16 protein-coding genes and 1 tRNA gene are annotated in these 19288 nt (G+C 64.6%); 6 read left to right on the top strand and 11 right to left on the bottom strand.

Features of this window, described 5'->3' with window-relative positions; all coding sequences use genetic code 11:
- Window positions 1–16: 16 nt before the first annotated feature.
- The 6 genes from prfA to lysA form a co-directional block, all read right to left on the bottom strand.
- Complete coding sequence (gene prfA / locus HNR05_RS09260) at window positions 17–1099, bottom strand: peptide chain release factor 1 (RefSeq protein WP_179578746.1); 1083 nt, start codon at window positions 1097–1099, stop codon at window positions 17–19.
- Window positions 1099–3684, bottom strand: coding sequence for a transcription termination factor Rho (gene rho / locus HNR05_RS09265; protein ID WP_179578747.1), 2586 nt, complete (start codon window positions 3682–3684; stop codon window positions 1099–1101). Before rho ends, prfA begins: the two co-directional genes overlap by 1 nt.
- A gap of 262 nt (window positions 3685–3946) precedes the next feature.
- Window positions 3947–4882 (bottom strand): homoserine kinase, encoded by a 936-nt coding sequence (gene thrB / locus HNR05_RS09270; protein WP_179578748.1) that lies wholly within the window; start codon window positions 4880–4882, stop codon window positions 3947–3949.
- Window positions 4879–5991, bottom strand: a complete 1113-nt coding sequence (gene thrC, locus HNR05_RS09275) for a threonine synthase (protein WP_179578749.1) — start codon at window positions 5989–5991, stop codon at window positions 4879–4881. The genes thrB and thrC overlap by 4 nt, the downstream gene beginning before the upstream one ends.
- On the bottom strand, window positions 5991–7328 hold the full coding sequence (locus HNR05_RS09280; RefSeq protein WP_179578750.1) for a homoserine dehydrogenase: 1338 nt from the start codon (window positions 7326–7328) through the stop codon (window positions 5991–5993). The genes thrC and HNR05_RS09280 overlap by 1 nt, the downstream gene beginning before the upstream one ends.
- Window positions 7325–8821, bottom strand: a complete 1497-nt coding sequence (lysA, locus tag HNR05_RS09285; RefSeq protein ID WP_343062538.1) for a diaminopimelate decarboxylase — start codon at window positions 8819–8821, stop codon at window positions 7325–7327. Before lysA ends, HNR05_RS09280 begins: the two co-directional genes overlap by 4 nt.
- A 311-nt stretch (window positions 8822–9132) precedes the next feature.
- Between lysA and HNR05_RS09290 the strand changes: the two genes are divergently transcribed.
- From HNR05_RS09290 to HNR05_RS09300, 3 genes are all read left to right on the top strand, one after another.
- Window positions 9133–9402: a hypothetical protein gene (locus tag HNR05_RS09290; protein ID WP_179578751.1), complete on the top strand. Its 270-nt coding sequence runs from the start codon at window positions 9133–9135 to the stop codon at window positions 9400–9402.
- A 116-nt stretch (window positions 9403–9518) separates the two neighbouring features.
- Window positions 9519–10331: a hypothetical protein gene (locus HNR05_RS09295; RefSeq protein WP_179578752.1), complete on the top strand. Its 813-nt coding sequence runs from the start codon at window positions 9519–9521 to the stop codon at window positions 10329–10331.
- A gap of 47 nt (window positions 10332–10378) precedes the next feature.
- Window positions 10379–11227, top strand: a complete 849-nt coding sequence (locus HNR05_RS09300; RefSeq protein ID WP_179578753.1) for a hypothetical protein — start codon at window positions 10379–10381, stop codon at window positions 11225–11227.
- A 199-nt stretch (window positions 11228–11426) separates the two neighbouring features.
- Here the strand turns inward: HNR05_RS09300 and HNR05_RS09305 are convergent, their stop codons facing one another.
- Entirely contained in the window at window positions 11427–12182 is a 756-nt protein-coding gene (locus HNR05_RS09305) for an LmeA family phospholipid-binding protein (RefSeq protein ID WP_179578754.1), read from the bottom strand.
- A gap of 1 nt (window position 12183) precedes the next feature.
- Window positions 12184–13860: an arginine--tRNA ligase gene (argS, locus tag HNR05_RS09310; protein ID WP_179578755.1), complete on the bottom strand. Its 1677-nt coding sequence runs from the start codon at window positions 13858–13860 to the stop codon at window positions 12184–12186.
- Between the two features lie 142 nt (window positions 13861–14002).
- Here argS and HNR05_RS09315 point away from each other — a divergent pair, with 142 nt between their 5' ends.
- Window positions 14003–14644, top strand: coding sequence for an iron ABC transporter ATP-binding protein (locus tag HNR05_RS09315; protein WP_179578756.1), 642 nt, complete (start codon window positions 14003–14005; stop codon window positions 14642–14644).
- A 78-nt stretch (window positions 14645–14722) separates the two neighbouring features.
- Window positions 14723–14794: transfer RNA gene (locus tag HNR05_RS09320), tRNA-Arg, on the top strand.
- A 343-nt stretch (window positions 14795–15137) separates the two neighbouring features.
- Here the strand turns inward: HNR05_RS09320 and HNR05_RS09325 are convergent.
- From HNR05_RS09325 to HNR05_RS09335, 3 genes are all read right to left on the bottom strand, one after another.
- Complete coding sequence (locus tag HNR05_RS09325) at window positions 15138–15818, bottom strand: hypothetical protein (RefSeq protein WP_179578757.1); 681 nt, start codon at window positions 15816–15818, stop codon at window positions 15138–15140.
- A 169-nt stretch (window positions 15819–15987) separates the two neighbouring features.
- Window positions 15988–17180, bottom strand: a protein-coding gene (locus HNR05_RS09330; protein ID WP_179580763.1) for an IS3 family transposase whose coding sequence is annotated in 2 segments (ribosomal slippage) — window positions 15988–16893 and window positions 16896–17180 — 1191 coding nt in all. Because the reading frame shifts where the segments join, the coding sequence is not laid out codon by codon here.
- 177 nt (window positions 17181–17357) lie between these two features.
- Window positions 17358–17534 carry a hypothetical protein gene (locus HNR05_RS09335; RefSeq protein ID WP_179578758.1) on the bottom strand — a complete coding sequence of 59 codons (177 nt, stop codon included), beginning with the start codon at window positions 17532–17534 and terminating at the stop codon, window positions 17358–17360.
- 246 nt (window positions 17535–17780) lie between these two features.
- On the opposite strand from HNR05_RS09335, the gene HNR05_RS09340 reads away from it, so the two are divergent.
- The gene (locus HNR05_RS09340) at window positions 17781–19205 is read left to right on the top strand and encodes a hypothetical protein (protein WP_179578759.1); all 1425 of its coding nucleotides are present in this window, start codon (window positions 17781–17783) and stop codon (window positions 19203–19205) included.
- Window positions 19206–19288 lie beyond the last annotated feature (83 nt).

Below are 19288 nucleotides of genomic sequence, written 5' to 3' on the forward strand. Positions count from 1 at the left end.
TGTGAAGCGGAAGGCGCTACTGCTCGTTGTCGCCGATCTCAGCCAGACGGGCTTCCTCGTCGGACGTGATGCAGGACTGAATCACCGGTTCGAGGGCACCGTTCATGACGGCATCCAGGTTGTACGCCTTGTAGCCCGTGCGGTGATCCGCCACGCGGTTCTCGGGGAAATTGTACGTGCGGATGCGCTCAGAGCGGTCCATGGTACGAATCTGGCTCTTGCGAACCAGCGACGCCTCCGCGTCGATCTCTTCCTGCTGACGAGCAAGAACACGGGCACGCAGAACGCGCATACCGGCTTCACGGTTCTGCAGCTGGCTCTTCTCGTTCTGCATGGCCACCACGATGCCGGTCGGCAAGTGTGTGATGCGCACGGCGGAGTCGGTCGTGTTGACCGACTGGCCGCCGGGTCCGCTGGAACGGTACACATCGATCTTGAGGTCGTTCGCGTGAATCTCTACTTCCTCAGGCTCATCGACCTCGGGGAACACGAGCACGCCGGCCGCCGAGGTGTGGATGCGCCCCTGCGACTCTGTGGCCGGCACACGCTGAACGCGGTGCACGCCACCCTCGTACTTGAGGTGTGCCCAGACGCCCTCTGCAGGGTCTGTGGATTTGCCCTTGATCGCGAGCTGAACGTCTTTGATGCCCCCGAGATCGCTCGAGGTCTGCTCGATGATCTCGGTCTTCCACTTCTTCGATTCTGCATAGTGCAGGTACATCCGAAGCAGATCGGCGGCGAACAGCGCCGACTCCGCACCGCCCTCACCCATCTTGATTTCCATGATCACGTCGCGACCGTCGTTGGGGTCCCGCGGAATCAGCAGACGACGCAGCCGCTCGGCCGTGCTGTCGAGCTTCTCAACGAGATCCGGGATCTCAGCGGCAAAGGCATCGTCTTCGTCGGCCAGCTCACGAGCTGCAGCGAGGTCATCTTCTACCTCTTTCCACTCGTTGTAGGCCGCAATGATGCGACTGAGCTCGGCGTAACGCCGGTTGACCTTCTTCGAGCGCGCCGGATTCGAGTGCAACTCGGGGTCTGCAAGCTGGCCTTGCAAATCATCGTGCTCGGCCAGCAGAGTCGATACAGACTCGAACATTAGTGGTCCTTGTCTGACCCGTTCGGGGTCGGCATCGACTTCTGGACCTGCATGAGGAACTCAACGTTGGAGGACGTCTCCTTGAGTCGGCCCAGGATGACTTCGAGTGCCTGCTGCTGCTCGAGCCCGGCGAGGGCGCGGCGCAGCTTCCAGGTGATCTTGACCTCATCGGCACTCATCAGCATTTCTTCGCGGCGGGTGCCGGATGCGTTCACATCGACGGCCGGGAAGATGCGCTTGTCGGCCAGGTGACGCGACAGGCGCAGCTCCATGTTGCCGGTGCCCTTGAACTCTTCGAAGATCACCTCGTCCATCTTCGAGCCGGTCTCAACGAGAGCCGACGCGAGGATGGTGAGCGAGCCACCGTTTTCGATATTGCGCGCGGCGCCGAAGAAACGCTTCGGCGGGTAGAGCGCTGCGGCGTCGACGCCGCCGGAGAGGATGCGCCCCGATGCCGGGGTGGCCAGGTTGTACGCCCGGCCCAGACGGGTGATCGAGTCGAGCAGCACGACGACGTCGTGGCCCAGCTCGACGAGACGCTTGGCCCGCTCGATGGCGAGTTCGGCGACCGTGGTGTGGTCTTCTGCCGGACGGTCGAAGGTCGAGGCGATGACCTCACCCTTGACCGTGCGCTGCATGTCGGTGACTTCTTCGGGACGCTCGTCGACCAGAACGACCATGAGGTGAACCTCGGGGTTGTTCGTCGCGATCGCGTTGGCGATCTGCTGCATCACGATGGTCTTGCCGGCCTTCGGCGGCGCGACGATCAGGCCGCGCTGACCCTTGCCGATCGGGGCGACCAGGTCGATGATGCGCTGCGTGAGCTTGCCCGGCTCGGTCTCGAGACGCAAACGCTCCTGCGGGTAGAGCGGGGTGAGCTTCTGGAACTCGACACGCGTGGCGGCCTCCTCAACGGTCAGACCATTGATCGAGTCAACCTTGACGATGGCGTTGTACTTCTGGCGGCCATTCGCCTCGTTCTCGTGCGGCTGACGGATGGCGCCCACAACGGCGTCACCCTTGCGCAGGTTGTACTTCTTGACCTGACCGAGCGACACGTAGACGTCGCTGGCACCGGGCAGGTAGCCCGAGGTACGCACGAAGGCGTAGTTGTCGAGCACGTCGAGAATGCCGGCGACGGGGATCAAGACGTCGTCATCGTTCAGTTCGGGCTCGAAGTCGTCACCGGCGCCAGCGCCGCGGCGCTTGCGGTCGCGGAAGCGGTTGCGGTTGCCCCGGCCACCAAGCTCGTCGTCGAGGTGGTTGCGGTCGCCCTGGCTCAGGTCAACCTGGTTTCGGTCGTTCTGACCCCGCCCACCCTGGTTGCGATCCTGGTTGCGATCGCCGCGCTGGTTCTGCTCGCCGCCCTGAGTGCGGTCCTGGCGCTCGCCCTGGTTGGTGCGATCCTGGTTGCGATCGCCACGCTGGCCCTGCTCGCCACGCTGGTTCTGCTCACCGCGCTGGTTCTGCTCACCGCGCTGGTTCTGCTCACCACGCTGGCTCTGCTCACCCTGGTTCTGGTTGCGACCGCGCTGGTTCTGCTGGCGGTTGCCGTCTTCGCTGCGTTCGTTCGACGCCGTTTCGGTCGGGGCGTTCTCGCCCTGGGTGCGCTCGGAGCGGTCGGCCTGGCCACGCTCACCACGCTCTGAACGGTTGCGGTTACGGTTGCGGCCCTGGCGGGGCTGCTCCGGCGACTCGGTCGCCGCGTCGCCGGTGGCTGCGTCGCTCGTTGCTGCGTCGCTCTGCTCGGCAGCCGGCGTTTCGGCCGGCTTGTCGGCTGGCGTCTCGGCCGCGGCCTCGCTCTGGTTTTCGGCCGGGGCTGCGCTCTGAGCACCGCCACGACGTGAGCCACGACGACCCTCACGACGGTTGCCCGCGGGAGCCTCGGTGTTCTCAGGCTGCTTGGCCTGATCGGTCTGCTCGGCGGCATCCGTGCCGGAAGCAGTGCCCGTCGTCTCGACGCTCGGGGCCGACTCTGCGGCGGCGGCGGGTACGGCGGCTGCGGCCTCGGGGGCACCGGCCGGCTTGCTGGCGCGCTTGCGAGCCTGGCGAACCGGCTTTTCGTCGGCGACGCCTGCGGCGTCAACTCCGGCGTCTGCTGCAGGCGCCTCGGCCTGGACTGCGGCCGAAGCAGCGGTGGAACGACGTGAACGCGTCGCGGACTCGGAAACGGCATCCACGATCAGGATGCCGACACCGGCACCACCGTCAGCGTTGACGTGTGAGGAGGCGGGAGCCGAGGTGGAGGTGCTCACTCGACGCGACGCACGCTTGCGCGGTGCCGCCTCGGCCGGGGCCTCGGTGGCGGCGTCGACTGCCGGAGCCTCGGCTGCGGCTGCGGGGGTCTCCACTGCGGGAGCCTCGACTGCTACAGCTGCGACTGCGGGAGCGTCGGTTGCGGCCGGTGCAGCGGATTCGGCGTTCTTGCTCTGGATCTCGGAAATTGCTTCCACGAGTTCTCCTTTACGAAGTTTGGAAGCGCCCTGGATACCAAGGTTGCCGGCCAGAGCCTGAAGCTCGGCGACGCGGAGGGCGCTGAGGGGGGAAGTATCCGCACCCGAAGTGCGGGGGTTGACGTCTGTCACGAAAGGGTTCCTTTCCCCTGGCGTCTTACACGCTGTACCAGGAGAGCTGTTGCAGCGACTGATGCGCTGCGGGTGATCCAACCCGATGATGTGGATTGGAATGAACACACACAGCTACGCACGGAAGACGCGATAGCAGTGAGTTACAGGGAATGCACCGGACGTAGATTCGCGCGTGTGGCGGTTCTAACGGGTACCCGATTAGCTTAGCACTCCGCGCGAACCGGTTCGGTCACTCGGTGCCAGTGCATTCCCGACTCAGCTATGCCCCAGTTCGGGTGACAGTCGCCCCGGTGAAGTCAACAGCCAACATGAGCGCCTGCCACGGAGTCTCTGACGCTGCCGCCACAAGCTCGGCCGCGACAAGGCGCTGCCCGGGGTCGCTGGCAAGCACGAGAAGCGAGGGGCCAGCCCCTGATACGACGGCGGCGAGTCCGTTTTCGCGCAGCAGCGTGATCAGGCGGTTCGTCTCGGGCATCGCTGCGGCGCGGTAACTCTGGTGCAGCTTGTCTTCGGTGGCGGCGAGCAACAGCTCGGGGCTCTGAATGAGTGCGGCAATGAGCAAAGCGGAACGCGACAGGTTGAAGACGGCGTCTTCGTGCGGCACGGATTCCGGCTGCAGGCTGCGAGCGAGCGCGGTCGACATGGCGTGCTCAGGCACGAACACGAGCGGCGACACTCCGCGGTGCACCATCAACTTCTTGTGACGGGGACCTTCCGGTGTCGTCCAGGCGATCGTCAAACCGCCGAACAGTGCGGGCGCCACGTTATCCGGGTGCCCTTCCATCTCGGTGGCGAGTCGCAGCAGGTCTTCCGCGTCGATCTGAACGATGCCCTCGAGCAGCCCCTTGGCCGCCATGATGCCGGAGACGATTGCCGCGCCGGACGAACCCATCCCGCGTCCGTGCGGGATCACGTTGTGCGCGACGAGGGTGAGGCCGGGCATCTCGATGTTGTAATCCGCGAAGGTGTGAGCAATGGCCTGTGCGACGAGATTCGACTCGTCGGTCGGCACCTCCCCCTCGCCGACGCCGTGCACCTCAACGAAGACACCGGGTTCGTCCCGCACACTGACCTCGAGCTGGTCGTAGAGCGCAAGTGCCAGGCCGAGGGTGTCAAACCCGGGGCCGAGGTTGGCGCTTGTCGCCGGGACCTGAACCGTGACCGAGCGCCCAGCGAGCGCAGGGTTCAGGCTCATGCCTTGGCCAGCCCGAGCACGCTGGCGACCTCGGCGGTGTCAACCGGAACGATGGTCGGGGTCACGGCCGAGCCGTCGGCCTTCTGCAAGGCCCACTGCGGATCTTTGAGTCCGTGGCCGGTGACGGTGAGCACGACGGTGGCGCCGGCCGGAATCTGACCGGCTTCTGCACGTTCAAGAAGGCCCGCAACACTGATCGCGGAGGCCGGCTCGACAAAGATGCCGACCTCGGCCGAGAGGATGCGGTAGGCCTCGAGGATCTTCTCGTCGCTGATCGCGCCGAAATAACCGTCGCTCGACTCACGTGCAGCGAGGGCGAAGTCCCACGATGCCGGGTTGCCGATGCGGATGGCGCTGGCGATGGTCTCGGGGTGGTCAACGCGCTTGCCGAGAACGATCGGGGCGCTGCCGGCGGCCTGGAAGCCGAACATGCGCGGCAGCTTCGTCGAGGCGCCACGCTCAAGCTCTTCGCTGTAGCCGCGGAAGTAGGCGGTGTAGTTGCCCGCGTTGCCGACGGGAACGATGTGGAAGTCGGGCGCATCCTCGAGCACCTCGACGACCTCGTAGGCCGCCGTCTTCTGGCCTTCGATGCGGTCGGGGTTGACCGAGTTGACCAGGTGCACCGGGTAGTTCGCGGCGAGGTCGCGTGCGATGTCGAGGCAGTCGTCGAAGTTGCCCTGCACCTGCAGCAGCTGGCCGTTGTGAGCAACGGCCTGGCTGAGCTTGCCCATGGCAATCTTGCCCTCGGGCACGAGCACGGCGGCGGTGATGCCGGCGTGTGCGGCATAGGCGGCGGCCGAGGCGCTGGTGTTACCGGTCGAGGCACAGATGACAGCCTTCGCGCCGTCTTCCATGGCCTTCGAGATGGCCATGGTCATGCCACGGTCCTTGAACGAACCGGTCGGGTTCATGCCCTCGAACTTGACCCAGACCTTCGCGCCGGTGCGGGCCGAGAGCGCCGGGGCGGGGATCAGCGGGGTGCCACCTTCGCCGAGGGTGATGATGGGCGTGGCATCCGAGATGTTCAGACGGTCTGCGTACTCGCGCAGCACCCCACGCCACTGCCGTGACGCACGTGCGGGCTGACGGGTCTCTCGTTCGCTGGACATCAGGCTCCTTCAACTCTTAAAACGGATGCGACGTTGGTCACGACGCTGTTGGCTGCAAGGGACGCCACGGTGGCTGCAAGTGCGGCCTCGGTGGCCTCGTGGGTTCCAATAACTAGGGTAGCCGTCGACGGGACCGCCTCGTGACTCGCTGTACCGGTCGATGCGGGGGTCATCGACTGTTCGACCTGCGCAAGCGACACTCCGTGATCACTAAACACCGACGCGATGGTCGCCAGCACTCCGGGCTCGTCGGTGACTTCAAGCGTGATCGCGTAACGTGTCGTCACACTGCCGATCTCGAAGACCGGAAGGTCGGCATGGTTCGAGGCGGCGAAACCGGGGCCGCCGACGACGTGACGTCGGGCGAGCGAGACCAGGTCGCCGAGCACGGCAGAGGCCGTCTGCACTCCCCCGGCGCCGGCGCCGTAGAACATCAGGCTTCCGGCTGCTTCAGCCTCGACGAAGACGGCGTTGTTCGCGCCGTGCACGGAGGCCAACGGGTGGCTGCGGTGCACGAACGCCGGGTAGACGCGGGCTGAAACGCCTTCGACTCCCGTTTCGGGGTGCACGAGACGTTCGCAGATTGCGAGCAGCTTGATCACGAAGCCAGCCTTACGCGCCGATTCGATCTGCTGCGCGGTGACCTTGGTGATGCCTTCACGGTAAACGGATTCGAGGGGCACGGTCGTGTGGAAGGCCAGGCTAGCCAGCAGCGCGGCCTTCTGCGCGGCGTCGTAACCGCCGATGTCGGCTGTGGGATCGGCTTCGGCGTAGCCGAGCTCGGTGGCGACGGCGAGGGCCTCTTCGAGGCTGGATCCCTCGGTGTCCATGCGGTCGAGAATGAAGTTCGTCGTGCCGTTCACGATGCCGAGGATGCGGTTCACCTGGTCACCGGCGAGACTGTCGCGCAGCGGACGGACGATGGGGATGGCCCCGGCGACGGCAGCCTCGTAGTTGAGCTGTGCGCCGACCTTGTCTGCCGCTTCGAACAGCTCGGGACCGTGGGCGGCCAGCAGTGCCTTGTTGGCCGTGACGACATCCGCGCCCGAGTTGATGGCCAACAGGATGTAGCTGCGGGCCGGCTCGATGCCGCCGATCAATTCGATCACCACGTCGGCGCCGAGAATCAGAGATTCGGCATCCGTCGTGAACAGCTCGCGGGGCAGATCGACGGTGCGCTCGGCGTCGACATCGCGCACGGCGATTCCGATCAGTTCGAGCCCGGCGCCGACGCGGCTGGCGAGTTCGTCTTTCTGCTCCAACAGCAGGCGGGCCACCTGGGCACCGACTGAGCCGCCGCCCAGCAGGGCGACGCGCAGATTGCGGTATTCGATCATCGTGAGCTGTCTTTCAGTTCGTTGATTGGAGAGGTGTCGGTGGTCGAGCCCCCGCTGGTCGAGCCGGTCGAGACCCCGCCAGCGCCGAGCCCGGTGTCGCGGGCCAGCAGGTCGGCGATGGTTTCACCGCGTACCAGGACGCGGGCCGTTCCATCGATGACGGCGACGACGGGAGGGCGTCCGAGGTAGTTGTAGTTACTGGCCATCGACCAGCAATAGGCGCCGGTTGCGGGAACCGCCAGCAGGTCGCCGGGGGTGACGTCGCCGGGCAAATAGTCGGCGTACACGACGATATCGCCGCTTTCGCAGTGCTTGCCGGCGATACGCACGAGTGCGGGAGCGGCATCCGAGGTGCGGCTGGCGATGCGCACGGCGTAGTCGGCTTCGTAGAGAGCCGGGCGCGCGTTGTCGCTCATTCCGCCGTCGACACTCACGTAGAGGCGGGTTTGCCCGCCCACATCGACGGGCTTGAGGGTGCCCACTTCGTAGAGGGTCGTGCCGGCCGTGCCGATGATGGCGCGGCCCGGCTCGAACGCGATCGCCGGAATCGGGATGCCACGCGTCTCACATTCGGCGGCGACGATGTCGGCGAGGCGGCTGGCGAGTTCGTCGACCGGGGTCGGGGTGTCGACACTCGTGTAGGCGATGCCGAAGCCGCCGCCGAGGTTGAGCTCCGGAACCGGGCCGCCCGCAAGCAGGTCGGCGTGTACGGCGAGCAGGCGCGAGGCGGACTCTGCAAAGCCGTCGGCGCCGAAGATCTGCGAGCCGATGTGGCAGTGCAGGCCGCGAAACGAGAGGCTCGGGTGCGAGCGGATGGCCGCGACCAGGGCGGGGGCGGCCTCGAGCACGACGCCGAACTTCTGGTCTTCGTGCGCTGTCGCGAGAAACGAGTGGGTGTGAGCATGCACGCCGCTGTTGACGCGCAGGCGCACGGACTGAACCTTGCCGTGACGGGCCGCGGCCGCCGCGACGCGCTCGATTTCGATCGGGCTGTCGATCACGATGGTGCCGATGCCGATGCGGGTCGCGTCGTCGATCTCGGTGAGGGACTTGTTGTTGCCGTGGAAGCCCATGCGCGCGGGGTCAACGCCGGCCGCGAGTGCGACGGCGAGTTCCCCGCCGCTGCACACGTCGATGTTCAGCCCCTCTGCGTTCATCCAGCGCGCGATCTCCGTCGAGAGGAATGCCTTACCCGCGTAGTAGATGCTCACTGTCGTGCCGACGCGTGCGAACTCTTTCTCGAACGCCGTGCGGAATGACGCGGCGCGGCCGCGGGCATCCGTCTCATCGACGACATAGAGCGGCGTGCCGAATTCGGCGGCGAGCGACGCTGCGGTGCGCCCACCGACGACGAGCTCGCCGGCGTCGTTGCGTGTCGTCGTGGTCGACCAGAGGCCGGGCGCCAGGTCGTTGGCGTCGTCGGGAACGCGCAGCCAGGCTGGCGCGAGTGCGGCACCTGCGTCTGCAGGTTCGGTGGACGGCAATGTGGCCACGGGTGAAAACCTCACGAAATGATCGGGTGGGTGTCTCACTGAGTGGCGAGCGAACCCGGATTGGTCCCTGAAGCCAGTGAAGGAGATCGCGGGCGACGAAACGCCAGCGGGATACCGCGATTCTAGCGAACGAGCGTTGTGTGCACTGAATCGTGACGGGCCGGATGCCGGGGGTGGGGGCAACGGTCTGGGGCAGCACAGGGGTGCTTCGAGCTTAACCTCTGCGCGCGGATGCGGCGAACGGCGTGCACCCCACGAGGGCTGCGCACGGCAGACTTGAGGTCACTCACGTTCACGAAGACAGGAACCCCATGATCACTCTCCAGCAAGATAACGCCGGCTTCATCCGCATGAACAAGCATTTTCCGCAGAGCACGGTTGTGGCCGTGGCATTCGCGGACGGCACCGTTGAGCAGTTCTCTGGTCGCCAACTCAATGACCTCTTTGACGCCGCGGAGGCGAGCTTTCGCCTCGGGAATCGCCTCGACGCCAAGGGCTTCTCGCGTCGCGCGCCGAAAACAGTACAGTCGGGGAACACGATCGAGTTCGTGCCGATTCAGCCGACGGTGGCGACCGCGTAATCGCGCCCTCGCCGCTGCGACTCCCCCACTGAGTTGCGGGCATTACGTCGCCGCTGGCGAAGAAAATGCGAATTCTCCGCAACTCACTCGACGCGATTGGGCGTTACGCTCGGGCCATGGCTGCTGACGACGACGTGTTGGGCGAGCATGATCTCGACACGCTGCGCCGCGTTGCGTTCGGGCGCACGTCGAACGCCGCCGAGGAACACGCGGCACTCCAGGCACTCGAGCGCCTGAACGAGGTCGAGACGCAGAGTGTGGCGAAGGGTGCAGGAGCGGAGGGGCCGGCCGATTCGACAGCGGAGGGGCCGGCCGACTCGACAGCGGACGCGACAGCGGATGGCGCTGCTGCTGCGGTCGACGTCGCATCCGTTCACGCAGACGAAGCGCTGCCGACCCGGAGCCGTCCGCGTTGGATCATGCCGGTTGTCGCACTCGCACTCGGTGCCGTTGGCATTGCCGGGGGTCTCGCGGCACGTGCTTCAGGCGTCGACATCGGTATCGGCAGTTCGGCCGCACCCCCCAGCAGCACACCGACAACACATGAATACAACCGGGACATCGCCGACCCCGACCTGCCGGAACTCTTGTACCCCGTATTGACACCGGGCGATCTGGCGGCAGCCGAACTGTGGTTCTCGGAGCCGCAGGAACTGACGGATATCGTCACTGAGAGTTTCGGCGCGATCGACCCCGCCACCACTCGGCTGGCGCAAGTGAACCACGGCGCCGACGTCTGGAAAATCTGGGTGGCGAAGAATTTCGATGGTGAGCTGTGTCTGCTCGCCGGCAACGAGGAGCCAAAGAGTGCGGCGTGCACCGGCCCCTCAGGTTTCGCCCGCGACGGCCTTTATGCGGGGTTCGACGGCGACGACGTCGTTGTGCGATGGAACGGCAGCGAAATCACGACAACGATCCTGAAGCGCTAGCCGGGATCAACGCCGTGCCTGTCGACCCTTCCCATCACGCTCGCCGCATGGCGAACGAGAGCGAAACCCCGCTCGACACCGTCGGGCTTGATGGACAAGAACGCGACGAACTGCGCCGCCTCGCCTACGGACGCCCGGGCTCTCCCGCCGACGCGGCGCGAGCGGCGCAGGCTTTCGAGCGGCTTAACGAGCTCGACGCGGCGGAGCTGGCAGAGCGGACGGTGCGAGCAGAGCAGGCCGCGCGGGCGAATGCCGCCGCAGCCCGAAACCTCGCAACCTCCGTTTCGACCGTGGCGACGTCGCACTCTGCGGCATCCGGAGTCGACGTCCCGGTTGACGACCAGGACGACGCCGACGGCCTGCCCGCTCGGCCTACACGCCGCTGGGCACTCCCCGTTCTGGCCGCTGGTCTCGTGGTCGTCGGTGCCGTCGTTGGCCTGCTGGCCGGCGGCGCAAATGCCCAGACCCCGCTGGCGGCCCCGAGCGCCACTCCGACCGCCGAGCCGGAGACACTCACTGCCCGGCAGTTCCAGATCGAGCTGAACGGTGAAGGGCTGCCCACTGCGGCGGTGGGTGGCGACCTTCGCGCGGCGGAGCGCTGGCTCGCGACGACTCCGGAAGCCGCTGACCTTCTCACCAGCAACATGGGCAGGCTCGACCTGGGCTCGACCCGGCTCGTGCAGCGCAATCTCGGCCCGTCCCCCTGGAATCTCTACGTCGGAAAGGGCACGAACGGGGATCTCTGTCTGGTCGTCACCGACCCGGACCAGACGCCACAGTTTTCAAGTTGCACCAGCCAGTACGACTTCGGGTGGGTCGGCCTGACCCTGAACGTCAATGACAAGTCGGTGAGTTGGGACGGATCTCAGATTGTCACGACGCTCAGGCACGGCTAGGCAGCTCGTGCACATCTAGCCAGTTCTCGCCGTGTGGCGAGCCGTCATCCGTCTACCCCTCAGCGTCAGATGCGCCCCGCGCCCTGTCCCGCGATTCGGATCCCCGCCAGTTTCCCGGCGTGTCGCGCGCCCCGACGCGGCGTGTCGCACCGTTTTCCGAATCGCGGGACAGAGATCACGGATGGGACAGCGAGCGGGATCAGGAGGACGGGCAGGTTCCCAGCGTCGTGAGTTCGCTCTCACGCAGGCGCGTCGTGGTGGACTCCACGGTGATCTGCGCCCGGTCGGGCGTGACGTTCACGTCGGTGAGGTCGAGGCCTACTGGCAGATAGGAGGCGACACAGATTGAGAGCGGCTGCTCCCCCAAGATCTTCTGCACCAGGCCGGTGATGTCCAGGTTTCCAGCCGTGCTGGTCACCTCGGCCGAGGTGGGGGTGAGCACCAGGTATGCCCCGGCCGCAGTCGGTGTCGCCGTGGCTCGATAACCGACCGACAGGCCGAATACGTCGAGTGAATCGCTGTAACTCACGTCACCGTCACGCAATTCCACCTCGGCTCCGGGCGTGGCACCGCTGTTTTTCAGCAGGGTGTTCAGCGCCTCCTGCGACAGATCAACGGTTCCCGTGATGTGGCCGACGGTCTTCTGGGTGTTTGTGGGCACGCCCTGCGCGATGATGTGCACCGATCCGGTGGCACCGTCCACCGAGATTTTCGGCGCATCAAGTGTGACTTCGTCAAACCGGCCGATGACAAACTGGCCGATCGCCGACAATCCGCCGATCGACACCGACACGTCGCCGGTCACACCGGCAGGAAGGTTCGTCTGGATCTCTTGCGCGATGCGGTTCTCGGCGTAGTTGCGAATAACCGTGTCCCCGACCGCATAGAGCACAAGCCCGGCGACCACCACCGAGCCGACGATGATGAAACCCTTGATGCGGCGGCGAAGAGCCACGTTACATCCGTTCCGGAGCAGAGACGCCGACCATGGTGAGGCCGTTGCGGATAACTTGACCGGTGGCGTCGTTCAGCCACAGGCGGGTGCGGTGCACATCGGTGACAGGTTCTTCACCGAGCGGGATGACCCGGCAGTTGTCGTACCAACGGTGGTAGTAGCCGGCCACCTCTTCGATGTAGCGAGCGACGCGATGCGGCTCGCGCAGTTCGGCAGCCTGAGCGACGACACGCGGGAACTCCTGCAGCACGCCGAGCAAAGCCGACTCGCTGTCGTGAGTGAGCAGTTCGGGCGAGAAGATCGTGCGCTCGACACCAGAAGCGGCCGCGTTGCGGGCCACCGAGCAGGTGCGCGCGTGGGCGTACTGCACGTAAAAAACGGGGTTCTCGTTGGTGTGCTTGCCCAGCAGGTCGAGGTCGATGTCGAGCTGCGAGTCGCTGGAGGAACGCACAAGTGCGTACCGGCCGGCATCCACACCCACGGCGTCGACGAGGTCGTCGAGCGTGACGATGGTTCCGGCGCGCTTCGACATGCGCACGGGCTCGCCGCCCTGCAGCAAGTTGACCATCTGGCCGATCAAGATCTGCAGGTTGACACCGGGGGTGTCACCGAAGGCCGCGACCATCGCCATCATGCGGCCGACATAGCCGTGGTGGTCGGCGCCGAGCATGATCAGGTTCTGGTCAAAGCCACGCTCACGCTTGTTGAGGTAGTAGCCGATGTCGCCCGAAATGTAGGCGGGCTCACCGTTGGAACGGATGATGACACGGTCGCGGTCATCGCCAAAGGTCGTAGTGCGCAACCAGATGGCGCCATCTTCTTCGAAGATGTGGCCCTGCTCGCGTAGTCGCTCGATGGCGCGCTCGACCGCACCGGATTCGTGCAGCGAGTCCTCGTGGAAGAACACGTCGAAGTCGACGCCGAAGCCGTGCAGCTTCTCTTTGATCTCGGTGAACATGAGATCCACGCCGATCGAACGAAAGACTTCCTGCTGCTCGTCGCGCGGCAGCGACGCGATGTCGCCGTCATACTTTTCGACGACCGTCGCGGCGATGTCGCCGATATACGCTCCGCCATAGCCGTCTTCGGGGGTGGGCTCACCCAGGTAGGCGGCCAGCACGCTGCGAGCGAAGCGGTCGATCTGCGAGCCGTGGTCATTGAAGTAGTACTCACGCGTGACATCCGCGCCCTCGGCCTGCAAAACGCGTGCGAGGCTGTCGCCCACGGCCGCCCAGCGCACACCACCCATGTGAATAGGGCCGGTGGGGTTCGCCGAGACGAACTCCAAGTTGATCTTGATGCCGTCATACATATGCCCGTTGCCGTATACCGCTCCGGCTTCGACGATGGTCTTGGCGAGTGCGCCGGCCGCTGCGGCATCCAGGCGAATGTTGATGAAGCCGGGGCCAGCAATATCGACGGATGCGACGCCGTTGACCGCTTCGAGGCCAGCGGCAAGTTCGGTGGCGACTTCGCGGGGGTTCGAGCCGAGCGGCTTGGCGAGCTTCATCGAGATGCTCGAGGCCCAGTCGCCGTGGTCACGGTTGCGCGGGCGCTCCAGCGTGACGTCGTCGAGGGTGAGTCCCAGCTCTGCAATCTCAGCTCCCGACTGGCGTCGGCGTTCCACCAGTTCGGTCACGAGGTTGAGCAGGGTCTGGGAGAGTTCGGCAGGAGTCACTCCACAATCTTACGGGCGCGCGAGGATGCCCGAAAAGCGTGCTCCTCTGCCGAGCAGTGAATCTGCTGTGCATGCGTCATCGAGAATCGAACGCTCCGAAGAATAACCGGGCTGGCATACATCGATTGATACAGTCGAACGCGTGCCAGTCCTCACGCCCCAGCCCCGTATCCGTCGCTCGAACACCTCTGCCTCGCGTCTGCGCGCTGCGGCTCCGCTCGCGGCTAGCGCCCTGCTCCTGGTGGCTTTGACAGGCTGTGCTGCCGACGCCGGCACTGACTCGACGGCGAAGCCCACCGCCGGGGCGAGCGCGCCCGCCACAGCTGTGCCGTCCGCCACCCCCACGGCTACCCCGACCCCGACCGCCACCGGCACTCCCGTGTCACTCGATTGTGCTGAGATCCTCACTCCTGACGACGTCTACGCGTTCAACCCGAACTACGGCACAAACCCAGACTTCGCGCCGACCGGTGCCGCCGAGGCTGCGGTGACGTACAGCGGAGTGGCCTGCGGCTGGCTCAACCAGACCAGTGGCGACACCTTCGAGGTGTCGGTCGCCCAGCCCAACGACGAGCTGAAGACTGTGCTGATCGATCAGGCCCTCTCGGGCGGCAAGGCCGTGCCCACCTACGGCACCACGCCCATCGAAGGCTTCTTCGCGCCGAGCACCGGCACAGCACAGGTTTTCACGGGAATCTACTGGGTGACCGTGAGCTCGGCCGACATGACCGAGCCCGGCGACGCGCAGACGCTCGTTGCCGCCGTTCTGTCGCACCTGGGCTAGACCAGCAAGCTGGGCGCCGGCCCGGCCTCGGATGCGATTTCTCGCCGCTCAGATACTGGTAACGTAGACACCACCCTGGCCCCCATAGCTCAGGGGATAGAGCACTGCCCTCCGGAGGCAGGGGCCGCAGTTCGAATCTGCGTGGGGGCACTTTTTGTCACGTGCCACGCTAGATCGGACTTTCGCCACCTAGTTCGGACAAACAGCCACTTTTTAGAGCGAATCGGCACTGATCAGTCGCGTGTAGCGATTCAAGATCGCCCGGATGCTGGTGTGGCTTCATGATTGCGCCGCAGCTTCCCAAGCTGATGGCGCAGGTTCAAGCCCCCTTCTCAGCATCTGTCAGTTCCGCCTGAGAAATGTCAGTTCTCACGACAGATGAGATTTTCCCATCCAACATGAGATTCGGTAGCAGCTGTGATTCGTGACACGGGTCCCGCTAATGAGGATTCGCTCGAAGAAACCTCAGGCTGAGGTACTAATCGCCAGGCTGCTAATGATCGACGACTTGGTTGAGCGCTGAGTCATATGAGACCGCAATTCCGCTTTCAACGTCCGTGATCGTGAGTTTGTAGGCAGCGCCGTCAGATGCCGGAACGTAGCTCAGGTGCATGTCGGACGGCAACGACGTATATCTAGCAGTGGCCGATGAAATTGTTCCATCCGCAGCGATCGCGAGACCATTCGGAAGATCTCCGTGATCCCGCGAAAAGTTCAGTCCGATGCACAGGGAAAAGATCACGTGCCTCAAATTGGCACGGAGCTGATCAGCCGGCGCGGTCACATCCGCGCCCTCGACGGGAGCCACGACGCGCGCTCCAACCCCGCTAACATCCGCTACGGTACCGACCGACTTGGGCTCGGCGGCCTGTACCGCACTCGTGAGAGTTGCCATCGTGGGCGCCGCGGGGACGCTACCAGGAGCGTAGAAGGCGGCGAGGCTCCACACGCAAAGAATGGTGCCGACCACCCCCAGCGTTGCGCCAATAACCGAAAGGAACCGGCTTGCGGACCGAGCCGCGAAGACAAGGGCCGTGACTCCAGCTTTTGTCACTGCAAATCCGCTGAATCCGCCACCGGCGCTCGGAAGCGAAAGTGGCAACAAGCAGGCGACCAATCCGAGCAGAACGGAGACGAGCCCGTACAAGTTGGTCTCCTTCTTCAGCGGGCCCATCGGCGCATAACGGTTGCGAGATGAGGGCGGATACCGATTACGAGGACCAACGCCCCATACCGCCTTACGCGCCGGCTCCCCACATGTTTACCGAGGGTTTACTCATCTCGGCAATCCCCCGAACGGGCTCGGCAACGGGTCTGCTGCACGGTTAGGTGACAGTTTGTAGTCACGCAGCCAGTGCGGCTGGCGTGTTCATGATCGCCTCGAATTCGACGGGTGTCAAACGACCGAGACGGGCCTGTCGGCGGCGCCGATGGTAGGTCCGCTCGATCCAGGTCACGATCGCGATTCGTAGTTGCTCGCGGGAGGTCCACGAGCGGCGGTTGAGGACGTTCTTCTGCAGCAGACTGAAGAACGATTCCATGGCAGCGTTGTCCCCGCACGAAGCAACCCGGCCCATTGATCCGACCATGCGGTGATGGGCGAGGGCGCGCAGGAACTTCCGGCTTCGAAATTGCGATCCACGGTCGCTGTGAACCACGCAGCCAGCGACGTCACCACGACGCGCGATGGCGTTCTCCAGGGCGTTGACGGCCAGCTGCGACTTCATCCTCGAGTCGATCGAGTAGCCGACGATCCGGTTGGAGAACACGTCCTTGATGGCGCAGAGGTAGAGCTTGCCTTCACCGGTTTTGTGCTCCGTGATATCCGTTAACCACGACTGGTTTGGCGCGTTGGCGGTGAACTCGTGACGGACGCGACCTTTCTCGTCGGTCACGGTGCAGAGGTCGTCATGGACTGCCGGGCCGGGCTTCTTGCCGTTCTTTGACCGTTTCTTCCCGAACGCGCTCCACCAGCCGTTGGCCGACGCGATCCGCCACGCGGTCCGGTCCGCCATTGCCTCGCCGGCACTGCGGGCCTCGTCGGCCAAGAGCCGATGCCCAAACTCCGGGTCGTCCCGGTGCGCGTCGAACAATGCGTTGGCGCGATACGCCCAGGCGATCTCGCTGGGCGCGATGGGGTCCGCCAGCCACCGGTAGTAAGGCTGGCGAGCAAGCTTAAGAACCCGGCACGTCACCGAGACAGGGATCCTGTCCGCGGCGAGCTCAGTCACGAGCGGGTAGAACCTTTTCCCGGGAGGTTCGCCTGCGACAAATACGCAGCCGCCCGCCGGAGAACCTCGTTCTCCTGCTCGAGCAACCGGATCCGCTTGCGAGCTTCCCGCAACTCGGCGGCCTCCGTCCTGGTCTGGCCAGGCTTGGCCCCTTCATCGACGGCAGCACGCTGCAACCACTTCTGCATGGTCATCGGGTGAACACCGAAGTCCTTCGCGATCTGCTCGATCGTCACTCCAGGTTCGCGGTTCCTCGCGACGCGCACAACGTCGTCACGGAACTCGGTGGGATAAGGCTTAGGCACAACAACATCCTTCCAGACCGCCCTCCCGGGCAAGCCAACTCAGATGTCACCTAACTGTGCAGCAGACCCAACTGACCGCGCCAGCCGCCGCATTCGCAGGGGCACGGAGATCAAAGTTGCTACGGGCGCGGGACCCGGAGTCCAAGGGCGGCGTGGAGCGGATGAACCGGTTTTCCGTCAGGGTTTCCTGCCGTGCCGTGACTTCGCGTCGCCGCAGGACTTCAACGCGCAGATGGCAGTGTGGCTGTTGAAGGGGAACGGACGTTTGTCGCGGTCGCGCGGCGGCCGGCGGCCGGCGCTGATCGGGGCAGACCGGGCGAGCATGCGCCAGTTGTCTTTCGCCCGGTCTGTCATGTCGATCTCTCTCGAGGTTTGCCAGCCAGACGGGGATACCCAGCGCGTCGCTTCGTCCGGCTCTCGGTCTGAGCCCCAAGCTCTCAGGCGCGTCCCCTCGCTCCTGATCCGCAGGGTGAGCGCACCCGAATCAAATGCAGTGGTCAGCTGCGGGAACAGTTGGCTCCGCGATGGCGGTCGCCAGTGGTTCTCATGCGATCGTTTTCGGACCAGCGGCAGGGGCCGCCATGCCTGTAGATTGCGTATGTGGTTCAAACAACAAAAGTGTTCACCCCAACCAAAACCCCCACGCACACCAGCGTGAAGCGCGAGGGGCTTTGGAAGGAGCTTTCGGAGCTCGCGGAACAGGGTGGTGCATTCATCCCGGTTCTCGGGGTGACCAAGCTCGGAAAGACGACGCTCGTCAAAGGCGTAATGCAGCGTGGTGCTCACGTCTATGTGCCGGCTCAGGAGTTGACGACTGGCTCCTCCGCCCTCTGGTCGCGCCTCGCAACGGCGCTAGAAATCCCGTCATCCACGACAAAAGGGAAGGTGGTAGGCGACAAAACCAAGTGGGGATTCTTCGGCAAGTTCGGCGTCACAGTGCCCGGTTTCAACGCTGGCGCGGGCTCAAATGTAGAGGGCGAGCACTCTCTCGATAAGAGCACCGGCGCTAACTACGAAGTTGAGTTGTCAACTGCTGTAACTGAGGCCATGCGCCTGCTGGCGGTAGCCGCCGAGGCCAAGAGTGATCACCCTCCGGTGATCGTTCTCGACGATTTCCACTTCGTGACGGATACTCAAACGCGACGGGAACTTCTGCTGGCGCTGCGTCCCGTCATGGAGAACGACGCAACGCTCATCCTTGCCTCCCTCCCTGGCCGCGAGCATGACGAGGCCTATGACGGCACGAATCTGGATGGCCGCCTTACGCCAGTAATGGTTCCTATCTGGGATCGGGAAGAGCTACGAGAAATCGCAACTCGTGGTTTTGCCACGTTGAAAGTGACCCCGCAGCCTGGGGTCGTCGACAAGTTGATCGAACAGAGCTACGGCAGCCCTCAGATCATGCAACAGCTCTGCTTGAACTTGTGCCGTTTAAACAATGTGAACGACGACGAGAGTGGGGTGGGCGTACTTGATTCTCCCGATGATTGGCCTAGGTTCTTCCGGCAGATCAAGGACAGCCAGTCGGTCAAATGGCTTGGGCTCCTCGGGCTCGGCCTTACCCAACGCGGCAATCCTCGCAACAGGGTTGAACTCGACGACGGCCGCTCGTTCGACGGTTACCAACTAATCCTCTGGGCGATCCACGAACTGGGTTCACCGAACAAAGTCGCCTTCACGATCGTCGCCAACAAGATCGCGGAGCTACTCGGTCGACCAGTTGCGGACCTTGGCGCCTACGCGCTTGAACAGAAGGCCAAGAATATGAACGTCGTTGCTACGCGGGAGATGAAAGATGCTCTTGCAAAGCACACCGCGTCGACCGCGGAACCATCCGACGATGAGCTGGATATCGAGCTGACGACTTTCAGCGCGGACGAAATCGAGATGGCCGAACTGATTCCTCAGCCGGTGTTCGAGGTATCGGGCGACAAGGCCGCTGACATGACCCTCCGCATCATGAACCCGCTGCTTGCCTACGCCCTGACCTGGCACCCGGAGTCGTTCGAGACGCCCAAGAAGTAAACATGACGCCGTGTTCGATAGGAATCGTCTTTTGACCGCTGACCTGGTGAGCCAGCGCCAACCGTCCCCTCGATAACATTCAG

The organism is Leifsonia psychrotolerans, from assembly GCF_013410665.1.
In the GTDB taxonomy this organism is placed as follows: domain Bacteria; phylum Actinomycetota; class Actinomycetes; order Actinomycetales; family Microbacteriaceae; genus Cryobacterium; species Cryobacterium psychrotolerans_A.